This is a genomic window from Aeromicrobium phragmitis (assembly GCF_003674095.1).
In the GTDB taxonomy this organism is placed as follows: Bacteria; Actinomycetota; Actinomycetes; order Propionibacteriales; family Nocardioidaceae; genus Aeromicrobium; species Aeromicrobium phragmitis.
Window position 1 is genome coordinate 46,022 of record NZ_RDBF01000004.1, and the last position, 12,936, is coordinate 58,957.

A 12,936-nucleotide genomic window follows, 5' to 3' on the forward strand; every position below is an offset into this window, starting at 1 on the left:
GCCCGGCCGAGTTTGGCAGCTCTTGCCTGAATCTGTGAGCAAGCTCGGACTTTTTTGACCATGCATGCCAAAGCGCTGCTCGCCTAGCCTCGACGCATGCGCATCGTGATCGCTCTCGGCGGCAACGCCATGACGTCCAGTGACGGCAGCGCGCGCCCCGAAGACCAGCGGGCCGCGATCCGACTCGCGGCGCGTCCGATCGTCGACCTCGTCGCCGACGGCCATGACGTGCTGCTCACCCACGGCAACGGCCCCCAGGTGGGCAATCTGCTCACCAAGAACGAGCTGACCGCCGGCCAGGTGCCGCCGGTTCCGCTCGACTGGTGCGGCGCCCAGACGCAGGCCACGATCGGCATGCTCATCATCAACGCGCTCGACGAGGAGTTCGCCGAACGCGGCCTCGATCGCCGGTCCGCCGCCGTCGTCTCCCGCACCCTCGTCGACGCCGACGACCCCCGTTTCGCCGCGCCCAGCAAGCCGATCGGCCGCTACCTCACCCGCGACGACGCCCAGCCCCTCATCGACAGCGGCCAGCAGTTCGTCGAGGTCCCCGACCGCGGCTGGCGGCGCGTCGTCGCCTCGCCGTCTCCGCGCGAGTGCCTCGACAGCCCCGCCGCGATGGCGCTCATGGACGCCGGCTTCGTCGTCGTGTGCTCCGGTGGCGGCGGCATCCCCACGGTCAGGGATCGCACCGGCGCCTTCGTCGGTGCCGATGCCGTGATCGACAAGGATCTCACCGCATCGCTCATCGCTCAGCAGGTCGACGCCGACATGCTGATCATCGCCACCGACGTCGACTCGGTCATCGCCGACTGGGGCACGGCGTACGCCAAGCCCATCGGCGAAGTGACCGCCGCCGAGATGCGCTCGATCGCCGCCGACCAGGACTTCGCCGCCGGCTCGATGGGACCCAAGGTCGAAGCCGTCACGTCGTTCGCCGAGAGCGGCACCGGCGTCGGAGTCATCACCTCATTGGCCCGCATCGCGGCCGCCGCACAAGGACTCGTCGGGACACGCATCGTTCCCGATCAGCCCAGCAACCCAACCAGGAAGGAAACGTCACATGCCCTCCGCAATTGAGGTCCGCAAGGTCCCGATCCACTCGGTCGCCGACGCCAGCGAGCTCGCCAAGCTCATCGACGACGGGGTCATGGAGGCCGACCGCGTCATCGCCATCATCGGCAAGACCGAGGGCAACGGCGGCGTCAACGACTACACCCGCATCATCGCCGACCGCGCCTTCCGTGAGGTGCTCGTCGAGAAGGGCTCCCGCTCCGCCGAGGAGGTCCGTCAGGTCCCGATCGTGTGGTCCGGCGGCACCGACGGCGTGATCAGCCCCCACGCGACGATCTTCGCGACCCTCCCCGAGGACAAGGCGCCGAAGACCGACGAGCCGCGGCTCAGCGTCGGCTTCGCGATGAGCGAGCAGCTCCTTCCCGAGGAGATCGGCCGCACGCCGATGATCGAGAAGGTCGCCGACGCCGTCAAGGTCGCCATGGAGCGCGCCGGCATCACCGATCCGGCCGACGTCCACTACGTCCAGACCAAGACGCCGCTGCTCACGATCCACACCATCCGCGACGCCAAGAGCCGCGGCAAGACGGTCTGGACCGAGCACACGCACGAGTCGATGGACCTCTCCAACGGCGTCACGGCGCTCGGCATCGCCGTCGCGCTCGGCGAGATCGAGATGCCCACCGACGAGGACGTCATGCACAACCGCGACCTCTACTCGGCCGTCGCGTCCTGCTCCTCGGGCGTCGAGCTCGACCAGGCGCAGGTCGTCGTCGTGGGCAACGCGCGCGGCATCGGCGGCCGGTACCGCATCGGCCACTCGGTCATGAACGACGCGCTCGACCAGGACGGGATCTGGAACGCCATCCGCGACGCCGGCCTCGAGCTGCCCGAACGTCCGCACCACACCGACCTCGACGGACGTCTGGTCAACGTGTTCCTCAAGTGCGAGGCCAGCCAGGACGGCCAGGTCCGCGGCCGCCGCAACGCGATGCTGGACGACTCCGACGTCCACTGGCACCGGCAGATCAAGGCCGCCGTCGGTGGCGTGACCGCCGCGGTCACCGGCGACCCGGCCGTGTTCGTCTCCGTCTCGGCCGCCCACCAGGGCCCCGAGGGTGGCGGACCCGTCGCCGCGATCGTCGACATGGGGAACGAGTGACCGACTCCACCCCCACGTCCCACGGACCAGCGCCCCTCGACGGGGCGCTGGTCCTGGACATGACCCGGGCGCTCGCCGGCCCGCACGCCGCGATGATGCTGGGCGACCTCGGTGCCCGGGTCATCAAGATCGAGAGCCCCAAGGGCGGCGACGACAGCCGCGGCTGGGGTCCGCCGTTCCTCGGCGAGAGCGAAGAACGTGAATCGACGTACTTCATGGCGGCCAACCGCAACAAGGAGTCGATCACCCTCGACCTCAAGGACGACGCCGACCGCGAGATCATGACTCGGCTCGTGCGCCAGGCCGACGTCCTCATGGAGAACTTCCGGGTCGGGGTGCTCGACCGGCTCGGGTTCGGGTTCGACCGGCTGCACGAGATCAACCCGGGGCTCGTGATCCTCTCGATCACCGGTTTCGGCCACGACGGCCCCGAGGCCAGCCGGGCGGGCTACGACCAGATCGCCCAGGGCGAGGCCGGGTTGATGAGCTTGACCGGCACCGAGGAGCCGACCAAGGTCGGCGTGCCCATCGCCGATCTCCTCGCCGGCATGAACGGCGCCTTCGGGACCGTCGCCGCGCTCTACGAGCGTGAGCGGACCGGCCGCGGCCGCGTGGTCCGGACGTCGCTCATCGCCAGCGTCATCGGCATCCACGCGTTCCAGGGGACGCGGTGGACCGTCGCCGGCGAGGTGCCCGGACTCTCCGGCTCACACCACCCTTCGATCGCGCCGTACGGGCTGTTCCACACGGCCACCTCGCCGATCCAGCTGTCGTGCGGCTCGGAGCTGCTGTGGCAGCGGTTCGCGCCCGCCGTCGGGATCGACCCGGACACCCCGCGGTTCGCGACCAACGGCGACCGTGTGGCGCATCGCGAGGAGCTCATCGAGCTGCTCGAGCAGACCTTCGCCACGCAGCCCGCCGAGCACTGGCTGGCCCTGCTCGACGACTCCGGCGTCCCGTCGGGCAAGGTCCGCACCCTCGACGAGGTCTACGACTGGGAGCAGGTGCAGTCGCAGGGCCTGCTCATCGAGGTCGACCACGCCACACAGGGCCGGCTGCGACTCCCGGGACCGGTGCTGCGGCTCGACGACAACGACTATGCCGGCGGCCGCCGCGAGAACGTCGCGCCACCGACGCTGGGCCAGCACAACGACGCGATCCGCCGCTGGCTGGACGAGATCGAGGGTGACGAGGGGGCCGCAGGGCCGCGATGAGTCGAGTGACGGGGCTGCTGCTGGCCGCCGGTGCGGGACGCCGCATGGGCGGGCCGAAGGCGTTGCTGCGCACGGCCGACGGCACCTCCTGGGTGGCCGCCGCCAGGGCAGCCCTCGTCGACGGAGGGTGTGACGACGTCGTCGTGGTTCTCGGAGCCGAGGCCGAGGCGGTGAGCGCCCTCGTCGAGGAGGCCCGGGTCGTCGTGGCCGACGACTGGGAGTGCGGCATGGGCGCCTCGCTGGCCGCCGGTCTCGCCGCGCTCGAGGCGGAACCCGCCGACGCCGCGCTCGTTCATCTGGTCGACCTGCCCGATGTGGCGGCCGGTGTCGTCGCCCGGGTGCTCGCCCGCGCCACCGGCCGCGCGGTCCTCGCTCGCGCCGCCTACCACGGCCGGCCCGGACACCCCGTGCTGCTGGGCCGCGACCACTGGCCCGCGCTCGCCGAGGGCGACGGTGACGAGGGCGCTCGTGGCTATCTCGCCGTGCACGACGTCGAACTGATCGAGTGCGGCGACCTCGCCACCGGCCTCGACAAGGACCGTCCGGAGGATCTCGACCCTAGGCTGGCGCCATGACCGCGGTACGCGATGTGACCGAGCTGGCCGACCGGCTCGCCTCGACCGGATATCTCGCCGACACCGACCTGGCGACCGTCGGCTACCTCGCGCTGACCATGCAGCGCCCGCTGCTGCTCGAAGGCGACCCCGGCACCGGCAAGACCGCCCTCGCCGAGGCGCTCGCCGACGCCTTCGCGTTACCGCTCATCCGCTTGCAGTGCTACGAGGGCATCGACGCCCGGCAGGCGCTCTACGACTGGGACTTCGCCCGCCAGATCCTCCATCTGCGCACGCTGGAAGCCGCCGGCGGGGTCGACGATCCGCAGGCCGTCGAGGACTCGCTCTACGACGAACGTTTCCTGCTCGCGCGTCCCGTCGTTCGGGCGCTGCGGGAATCGCCCGCGGTGCTGCTCGTCGACGAAGTGGACCGCGCCGACGACGAGTTCGAGGCGCTGCTGCTCGAGGTGCTGTCGACCTACCGCGTCTCGGTCCCCGAGCTCGGCACCATCAGCGCGCCCCAGCCGCCGATCGTGGTGCTGACCTCCAACCGCACCCGCGACCTGCACGACGCGCTCAAGCGCCGCTGCCTCTATCACTGGCTCGAGCACCCCACGCTGGAACGCGAGATCGCGATCGTCCGCGCGCGGTTGCCCGAGGTCAGCGACAAGCTCGCCACCCGGATCGTCGAGATCGTGCAGGGCCTGCGTGCCGAGGTCGGTCTCATCCGCGCGCCCGGCGTCGCCGAGACGCTGGACTGGGCGCGCGCGCTTCACCAGCTCGGTCACGACGACCTCGATGTCGACGCAGCCGCCGCCACCGTCGGGGTGGTCTGCAAGTACCGCGAGGACGGCGACCAGGTCCGCGCCTTCGTGGAGGCGACGGTGCGTGGCTGAGTCGCTGGCCTCCGATCGGCGCGACGAGCTCGACCGGCTCGTCGGCTTCGTCCGCGCCTTGCGCGCGGCCGGGATCCGCTCGGCCACCTCGACCGACTTCATCGCGGCGGTCGGCCTGCTCGACGTGGGATCCCCCGAGGACGTCTATCGCGCCGGCCGTGCCACGCTGTGCGACTCGCCGGCCCAGCTGCCCGTCTACGATCGGGTGTTTGCCCGGTGGTTCGGCGAGACGAGTGCGGGGGAGCGGACGAATCCGGTGTCGGTCACCGTCGAGCGACCGCTCGGCGTCGGCGCCGACGACGGCGCGACTGGGGACGATGATGACGCCGCCGCCGCACCGGCGCTCGCGTCCGCGCGCGAACGGCTCGCGCATCGCGACGTCGCCGCGCTCGATGCCCGCGAACGGCGGGAGCTCGCGCGGGCGTTCGCCGCACTCGATGCCCGTCCTCCGCAGCGGCGAGGGCACCGCACGGCACCGAGTCACCGCGGCACGATCGACCTCAGCCGCACCGCCCGCGAGCAGTTGCGCCGCGGCGGCGAACCGGGCCCGTTGATGCGCCGCGAACGCCGGCCCCGGCCTCGCCGGATCGTCTGGCTCATCGACGTCTCCGGTTCGATGAAGCCCTACGCCGACAGTTACCTGCGGCTCGCGCACCGGTCCTTCCAGTCGGCCCCGCGCACCACCGAGGTGTTCACCATGGGCACGCGGCTGACGCGGATCACGCCCGCCCTGCGACTCCAGGACCCGGATCGGGCGCTCGCCGCCGCCGGTGAGCTGGTTCCGGACTGGTCCGGCGGGACGCGGTTGGGCGACATGCTTCAGGCCTTCGGTGACCGGTGGGGGCGTCGCGGCGTGGCTCGCGGCGCGGTGGTGATCATCGCCAGCGACGGGTGGGAGCGTGGCGATGCGCGACTGTTGGGCGAGCAGGTCGCACACCTCCATCGCCTGGCGCACCGCGTGGTCTGGGCCAACCCGCACCGCGGTAAGGCGGGCTACGAGCCGATCCAATCGGGGATCGCGGCCGCCCTACCGTCCGTCGACCAGCTGGTCGCGGGCCACTCGCTCGCGACGCTCGCCGAGGTATTGGACCTGGCGGCGCGAGCATGAGGAGGAAGAACGATGCACGACGTCCTCACTGACCTCGTTCGGGCGTGGGAGACCGGCGCGACCGTCGGTCTAGCGACCGTGGTGGGCACCGCGCGATCCGCGCCCCGGCAGCCCGGCGCGGCGATGGTGGTGCTGCCGGATGACACCGTGGTCGGCTCGGTGTCCGGCGGTTGCGTCGAGGGCGACGTCTACGAACTCGCTCAAGCCGTCGTCGCCGACGGTGAGCCCGCGTTGCGGCGGTACGGCTACAGCGACGACCAGGCCTTCGCCGTGGGCTTGACGTGCGGTGGCATCGTCGACGTCTTCGTCGAGCCCGTCGACCAGCGCACGTTCCCCGAGCTCGGTGGCATCGCCGAGGACGTCGCCGCGGGCCGTCCGGTGGCGGTCGCCACCGTCGTCGCTCATCCCGACCCCGGTCGGATCGGGCGTCACCTCGTGGTGCGACCCGACGGCGCCGAGGGGTCCCTGGGATCGGTACGTGCGGACGACGCGGTGCTCGACGACGCGCGGGGACTGCTCGAGGCGGGGCGCTCGCAGCTGCTGCGCTACGGGCCGGAGGGCCAGCGCATGGAGACCGAGATGCAGCTGTTCGTGTCGTCCTTCCAGCCTCGCGCCCGGATGATCGTCTTCGGCGCCATCGACTACGCCGCGGCGGTCGCCCGCCAGGGCGCCTTCCTCGGCTACCGCGTCACCGTGTGCGACGCCCGGCCGGTCTTCGCCACCGACGCGCGGTTCCCCGCCGCAGAGGAGGTCGTCGTCGCCTGGCCGCACCGTTACCTCAAGGCCGAGGTCGACGCGGGGCGGATCGACAACCGCACCGTGATCTGCGTCCTGACCCACGACCCCAAGTTCGACGTGCCGCTGCTCGACGTCGCCTTGCGGCTCGAGGGTTCGCAGCGGCCCTTCTACATCGGCGCGATGGGCTCGCGGCGCACGCACGACGAGCGCATGGAGCGGCTGCGCGAAGCCGGGCTCGATCCCGAGCTCCTCGCCCGTCTGCACAGTCCGATCGGACTCGACCTGCGAGGCCGCACCCCGGAGGAGACCGCCGTCGCGGTGGCCGCCGAACTCGTCGCGCTGCGCTGGGGCGGCACCGGCAAACCGCTCACCGAGACCGATCAGTCCATCCACGCCGAGGGCTGACTCAACGCGAATCGTCGGCGACGGCCTGGATCGCGGGGGCGTACCAGCGCACGACGTCGTCCACCGGCGCGGACGCCAACGGCTCTACGGCCACGACGTAGCGCAAGGTGGCCAGGCCGATGACCTGCGACGCGATGAGGTCGGCCCGCACGTCTCGGTCGGGACCGTCGAGGACTCCGGTGACCGTCGCGATGAGGACGGATCGCGCCACCATGGTGATGGGAGAGTGCGTGTCGTTCCCGGCCATCGCGTCGCGGATCATCGTGGCGATGACCTCGCGGTGCGGGTCCCACGACGTGACGAACGTCCGCACCAGCCTCTCGCCTAGACCGTCGACGCCGTCCTGCACGACACCGGCCAGCTTGCTGATCGGGTCGACCGGGAGTTCGAGTGACGCGACGAGCAGCTGCTGCTTGTTGCCGAAGTAGTGCGCGACGAGACTGGGGTCGACGCCCGCGTCGTCGGCGATCGCCCGCACGGTGGTCCCGGCGAAGCCGCGGGCGGCGAAGCGGCGCCGGGCGGCCTCCAGGATCGCGGCGCGCCGGTCGACCGACTCGCCGCTGCGGGGCCGTCCCCGGCGACGGGCGCCGGTCACGCGGAACGCCGGCGCAACGTCAGCGAGGCGCCGAGGATCGCCGCGAGCGCGAAGCCGACGAGGGCCAGCAGGTCGACGAGCAGATCGCTGCTGAACGCGTCGGACGTGGCGAGCTCGGTGAACGCGTCCGTCGCATAGCTCAGCGGGAGCGACCACGAGAGGCCGTAGAGCACGTCCGGCATCTGGTCGCGCGCGATGAGCAGGCCGCACAACAGGATCTGCGGCACGATGACGAGCGGCATGAACTGCACTGCCTGGAACTCCGTCCGGGCGAACGCCGACGCCAGCAGCCCGAGCGCCGTCCCCACCACGGCACCGAGCACGGCGAACGCCAGCAGCGCCCAGGGCAGTGCGATGTCGAGGTTCAGTACGCCGAGCGCGAAGGCGGTCGTGAGGGCGGCTTGCGCGAGAGCCGCGACGGCGAAGGCGAGGGCGTATCCGCCGATCAGCTCGCCGCGCGCGAGCGGGGTGGTGAGGAGCCGCTCGAGCGTGCCCGAGGTCCGTTCGCGCACCATGGTCACCGACGTCACGAGGAACATGATGACGAAGGGGAACAGCCCGATCATCTGGGGGCCGATGCGGTCGAAGATCTGCGGCTGGCTGTCGTAGACATAGCGGAAGACCAGCAGCAGCACCGACGGCATCGCGAGGATCAGCACGATGCTGCGAGGGTCATGGGAGAGCTGTTGCAGGACGCGGCGCGTCATGGCGAAGGTCCGGGTCATCATGCCGCCTTCCGTTCGGCGATCCGCAAGAACGCTTCATCGAGGTCGTCGGTCCCGGCGTCGGCGCGGAGTCCCTGGGGTGTGGCGTCCGCGATGAGCCGGCCCTCGCGCAAGAGCAAGACCCGGTCGCAACGCGCGGCCTCGTCCATGACATGGCTGGACACCAGCAGTGTGGCTCCGTCGTGCGCGAGGTCTGCGAACAGGTGCCACAGGTCGCGGCGGAGCGCCGGGTCGAGGCCCACGGTCGGCTCGTCGAGCAGGTAGACCTGGGGGTCCGCCACGAGCGCGGCGGCCAGCGAGACGCGCGTGCGCTGCCCACCCGAGAGGTTGTCGGCGAGTGAGCGCCGATGTGCGGCGAGGTCGACGGCGTCGAGAACCTCCGCGATGCGGTCGTGCTCCGCGCCCGCGAGGTCGGCGAAGAACCGCAGGTTCTGTTCGATCGTGAGATCGGGATAGACCGAGCTCGCTTGTGTCACGTACCCGACCCGCGCGCGGTTCGCGGCCGATCCGGCCGGCTCCCCGAGCACGGTCACCGTGCCCGACCGCACCGCCTGGACGCCGGCGATGCACCGGATGAGTGTGGTCTTGCCGCTGCCGCTCGGTCCCAGCAGCCCGGTGATGGAACCGGCGGTGATGGCGAGGTCGAGGCCGGGAAGCACGGTGGTGCCACCGCGCCGCACCACGAGCCCGGCCACCTCGACACTGTTATTCATCATTTGTTGAATTATTTCACCCGTCGCCACGCCCCTGTCAAGGGGTGTGGCGCGCCCCTCGCTTCGTGGCCCTCGGTCCTCGCGGGCCTACTCGACCACCCGGTCCGCAGGTGGTCGAGTAGGCCGCGACGAACGAGCGGGCGCATCGAGACCAGGTGAGGTGCCGCTCACCTGATCACCGGAATCGCACGGCACGCAGGCGGGGCCTACTCGAGCGTGAGACCGGCCGCGGGAGCCGTGCGAGCCGCCGTGCGTGAGGGCAGGACCGAGGCGAGGACGCCGGCTACGGCCGCGATGGCGATGATGGCGGCGAGTTGGCCGACCGGGATGACGAGCACCGCTCCCGTCGCGACCATCTGCTCGATCATCACCTTGACGCCGATCCACCCGAACAGCGTCCCGATTCCCACGCCGAGCACGGCGGCCGCACCGGCGAGCAACATCGCCTCGACCACGAGGGTGGCGCGCAACTGACGGCGAGTGACCCCGAGGGCGCGGAGCAGGGCGTTCTCGCGACGCCGCTCCAGGACGGACAGTCCCAGCGTGCTGCCGATGCCGACCAAGGCGATCAGCACGGCGATCCCCAGCAGTCCGACGACGACCGCGGTCATCACGTCGACCTGCTGCGACATAAACCGCTGTTTCTCGATCGTCGAGAACAGGGTCGCGTCGAGGCCGGTGGCCACGGCCCTGAGGTCACCGACCAGGTCGTTTCCGTCCGTGCTGTCGTCCGTGCCGACCCACAGCACGAGCGGCTGTGCGCGCTCGGTCAGTGCACGCATCGTCTCGACGCCCACGACGGGGGTCGGGCCCCAAGGGCTGGACGACTCGGTCGGCCGCAGCTCGATCGTGCGTCCCCCGGCTTCCACGGTGACGGTCTGGGGGAAGTTCAGCTCATCGAGGATTTCAAAGGGCAAGGCGATCTCCGCCTCGCCGGGAAGCGCGTTGCGGTCTCCGTCGATCACGCCGGCGTCACGCGGCAGGGCGACCGCGGGGGTGGCGATCCCGTCGATGGTGACCGGGACTCCGTCCAGTGCCACGGCGTCCTCGACACCCGGGATCGCGAGGACGCGGTCGAGGGCGTCAGCCCGCAGTGGCGTCGTCGACGCGAGCGCCGCGTCGATCGGGTAACTCGCCCGGGACTCCTCGTCGACGGCCGCACCGGCACTCGACATGCCGACGACGACCGCACTCGTCAAGGTGACCCCGACGAGGAGCGCGGAGGTGGTCGTGGCCGTGCGCTTGGGGTTGCGGATCGCGTTGTCGGTCGCGATCCGTCCGGTGGCTCCGGTCAGCGGGCCCGTGGCCCGGCCCGCGAGGCGGATCATCGGCGGCACGATGACGGGACCGAGCACGAGCACGCTCACGAACGCGAGCACACCGCCGCCGAGCATCGCCACGACGCTCGCTCCGGTGACGGCGAGCGTGAGGAGCGCAGCACCCGCCAGCAGCAGTACCGCGCCGAACGCGACGCGCAGCTTGCCCGCGGTCGTACGGACGTCGCCGTCTCCCGCCGGCCGCAAGGCCGCGAGCGGGCTGATGCGGGTCGTGGCCCGCGTGGGCAGCCAGGCGGCGGCGACGGTGACGATGACGCCGACGGCGAACGCGGCGAGGAACCACAGGGGTGCGACGGAGGCGTCGCCGAGACCCACGGCCGGGAACAACGAGCGGATGAGCGCCACGATGCCGAAGCCGAAACCGACGCCGGCGAGGAGCCCCACGGTGGAGGAGAACAGACCGATCGCCAGTGCTTCGAGACGCACCGATCGACGCACCTGCGCCCGGGTCGCACCCACGCACCGCAGCATCGCGATGTCGGAGGTGCGCTGCGCGAACAGGATCGAGAACGTGTTCGCGATGACGATGGCCGCCACGGTGAGGGCCACGGTCACGAAGACCAGCAGCATGAGCGTCAGCGTGTCCGCACCGCGGGTGAGTTCAGCTTGTAATTCGCGCACGTGGTCGTCCGTCGCCATGACGACGGCGTCCGGTGCGACGGCGGTGATGGCCGCTTCGTCGGTGCCCCGAACGGGAACCGAGTCGATCCACAAGCTGTTCTCGAAGCTGCTGACGTCGGTCCACAGCCCGTAGAAGTCCGAGCTGGTGAGTGCCTTGCCGGCGCTGGCCACACCGACCACGTCGAGCTCCAGTCCGCCGATCTGCACGGTGTCGCCGACCGCGACGCCGTTGCTCTTCGCGGCCTGCTCGTCGACCAGGACTTCGCCCGGCACGCGCGGCCAGGAGCCGCTGATCAGCGTTTGCCACCGCAGCGCCTCGTCATCGGCGACGACGCCGAGCGTGGTGTCTCCGCTCGCGGCGCCGGCCTGCAGGGGTTCCATCGCGTAGCCGAGCACGCTGGCGGCTCCGCCGTCGGCTTCGACGGCTTCCACGATGGTGCGGGCGTCCGATACGTCATAGACGTCCGAGGCCACGACGTCCGAACCGCGGTAGGGCTGTCCTGCCCCGGCGGTCAGGCCGTCCTTGGCCGACGCGTTGAGCGCACCGATGGTGATGATGAACGCGACGCCGATGGCCACGGCGAGGAAGGCGGCGACGTAGCGGCGGGTGTAGAGCCGCAGCGACGCCAGGGTCACGGTGCGCATCAGGAGCGCACCCCCCGCAGCGCCGCCACGAGGGCCTCGGACGTCGGCCGCTCGAGATGCGCACGGATCTGTCCGTCGGCGAGAACGAGGACGTCATCGGCGTACGAGGCCGCGTCGATCTCGTGCGTCACCATGACGACCGTCTGCCCGAACTCGCGGCACGAACGGCGCAGGAAGTCCAGCACCTCGCGCGACGACTCGCTGTCGAGGTTGCCGGTCGGCTCGTCGGCGAAGACGATGTCGGGCTGCGTGACCAGCGCGCGGGCGATCGCGACGCGCTGCTGTTGTCCGCCGGACAGCGCGCTGGGACGGTGGCTGAGCCGTTCGCGGATGCCCAGGACGTCGACGACGTCATCGAAGCGGCGGCGCGTCCCCTCGTCCAGCTTGCGGCCGGAGAGGTCGATCGGCAGCAGGATGTTCTGCTCCGCGGTCAGCATCGGCAGCAGATTGAACGCCTGGAAGACGAAGCCGATGTGATCGCGGCGAAAACGGGTGAGCGCGGTGTCGTCGAGACGCTCGAGCTGCTGCCCGCCCACCGTCACCTCGCCGGCCGTGGGGGTGTCCAGGCCTGCGAGGCAGTGCATCAAGGTGGACTTGCCGGAGCCGGACGGGCCCATGATGGCGGTGAAGCGACCGGCCGGGAGGTCGAGGTCGACACCGCGCAGAGCGTGCACTTCGGTGGCGCCGCGGCCGTAGGTCTTGGTCAGCGCGCGGGCGCGTGCAGCAATGCCGTCGGCCGTCGCCGTGGGGGAGAGGGGCGCAGAGGTCTGAGTCATAGCTCGACCGTAGGAATTTCGAGCCCCTCGTTTCGTCGGGCCGTGGGGTGGACCCCGAGTGCCTCCGGAGGAGGAGGAGCGGTGCTGGGGTCATCCCCTGGGATGACCCGGGCGCATCAGCCCTCCGCCCCGCCCATGAGCCGGCGGGTGATCGCCGTGACGTCACGGTCGAGATTGTCGACCCGGTGCTCGATGCGGTCGAGGCGTTTCTCGACGTGCTCGAAGCACCGGTCCACCTGCTCGAACCGGCGGTCGATCTGCTCGAACCGCTGATCGACCTGCTCGAACCGCACGGTCACGAGCGTGGTGAGCGCATCGAACCGGGCATCCAACGTGTGTCCGAACGTCCGGACCATGAGGGCCATGAACGCGAGGATGAGCGTGACGAGGCTGCCGATCACCGTCCACGTCTGCGCGTCGTTCATGCATCCAG

Annotated in this window: 13 protein-coding genes; 7 read left to right on the forward strand and 6 right to left on the reverse strand. The window is 70.9% G+C overall.

The window, feature by feature from the left end; all coding sequences use genetic code 11:
• The first annotated feature begins 96 nt into the window (after nt 1–96).
• The 7 genes from D9V41_RS06705 to D9V41_RS06735 are packed head-to-tail and all read left to right on the forward strand — an operon-like array spanning nt 97 to nt 7,091.
• Nucleotides 97–1,080, forward strand: a complete 984-nt coding sequence (locus D9V41_RS06705; protein WP_121793787.1) for a carbamate kinase — start codon at nt 97–99, stop codon at nt 1,078–1,080.
• Nucleotides 1,064–2,176 (forward strand): barbiturase, encoded by a 1,113-nt coding sequence (bar, locus tag D9V41_RS06710; RefSeq protein ID WP_121793788.1) that lies wholly within the window; start codon nt 1,064–1,066, stop codon nt 2,174–2,176. The genes D9V41_RS06705 and bar overlap by 17 nt, the downstream gene beginning before the upstream one ends.
• Nucleotides 2,173–3,390: a CaiB/BaiF CoA transferase family protein gene (locus D9V41_RS06715; protein ID WP_279432332.1), complete on the forward strand. Its 1,218-nt coding sequence runs from the start codon at nt 2,173–2,175 to the stop codon at nt 3,388–3,390. Before bar ends, D9V41_RS06715 begins: the two co-directional genes overlap by 4 nt.
• Nucleotides 3,387–3,965: a nucleotidyltransferase family protein gene (locus D9V41_RS06720; protein ID WP_121793789.1), complete on the forward strand. Its 579-nt coding sequence runs from the start codon at nt 3,387–3,389 to the stop codon at nt 3,963–3,965. Before D9V41_RS06715 ends, D9V41_RS06720 begins: the two co-directional genes overlap by 4 nt.
• On the forward strand, nt 3,962–4,840 hold the full coding sequence (locus tag D9V41_RS06725) for an AAA family ATPase (RefSeq protein WP_121793790.1): 879 nt from the start codon (nt 3,962–3,964) through the stop codon (nt 4,838–4,840). The genes D9V41_RS06720 and D9V41_RS06725 overlap by 4 nt, the downstream gene beginning before the upstream one ends.
• Nucleotides 4,833–5,948, forward strand: a complete 1,116-nt coding sequence (locus D9V41_RS06730; RefSeq protein WP_243697180.1) for a vWA domain-containing protein — start codon at nt 4,833–4,835, stop codon at nt 5,946–5,948. The genes D9V41_RS06725 and D9V41_RS06730 overlap by 8 nt, the downstream gene beginning before the upstream one ends.
• 12 nt (nt 5,949–5,960) lie before the next feature.
• On the forward strand, nt 5,961–7,091 hold the full coding sequence (locus D9V41_RS06735; RefSeq protein WP_121793792.1) for an XdhC family protein: 1,131 nt from the start codon (nt 5,961–5,963) through the stop codon (nt 7,089–7,091).
• A 1-nt stretch (nt 7,092) separates the two neighbouring features.
• Here the strand turns inward: D9V41_RS06735 and D9V41_RS06740 are convergent, their stop codons facing one another.
• From D9V41_RS06740 to D9V41_RS06765, 6 genes are all read right to left on the reverse strand, one after another.
• Nucleotides 7,093–7,686: a TetR/AcrR family transcriptional regulator gene (locus D9V41_RS06740; RefSeq protein WP_121793793.1), complete on the reverse strand. Its 594-nt coding sequence runs from the start codon at nt 7,684–7,686 to the stop codon at nt 7,093–7,095.
• A complete protein-coding gene (locus tag D9V41_RS06745) occupies nt 7,683–8,411 on the reverse strand; it encodes an ABC transporter permease (RefSeq protein ID WP_121794010.1) in 729 nt (242 codons plus the stop codon). The genes D9V41_RS06740 and D9V41_RS06745 overlap by 4 nt, the downstream gene beginning before the upstream one ends.
• Nucleotides 8,411–9,127, reverse strand: coding sequence for a heme ABC exporter ATP-binding protein CcmA (ccmA, locus tag D9V41_RS06750; RefSeq protein WP_121793794.1), 717 nt, complete (start codon nt 9,125–9,127; stop codon nt 8,411–8,413). The genes D9V41_RS06745 and ccmA overlap by 1 nt, the downstream gene beginning before the upstream one ends.
• A 203-nt stretch (nt 9,128–9,330) precedes the next feature.
• Nucleotides 9,331–11,727, reverse strand: coding sequence for an ABC transporter permease (locus D9V41_RS06755; protein ID WP_121793795.1), 2,397 nt, complete (start codon nt 11,725–11,727; stop codon nt 9,331–9,333).
• A complete protein-coding gene (locus D9V41_RS06760) occupies nt 11,727–12,503 on the reverse strand; it encodes an ABC transporter ATP-binding protein (RefSeq protein WP_121793796.1) in 777 nt (258 codons plus the stop codon). Before D9V41_RS06760 ends, D9V41_RS06755 begins: the two co-directional genes overlap by 1 nt.
• Before the next feature lie 116 nt (nt 12,504–12,619).
• Complete coding sequence (locus tag D9V41_RS06765; RefSeq protein WP_121793797.1) at nt 12,620–12,928, reverse strand: hypothetical protein; 309 nt, start codon at nt 12,926–12,928, stop codon at nt 12,620–12,622.
• Between the last annotated feature and the right edge of the window lie 8 nt (nt 12,929–12,936).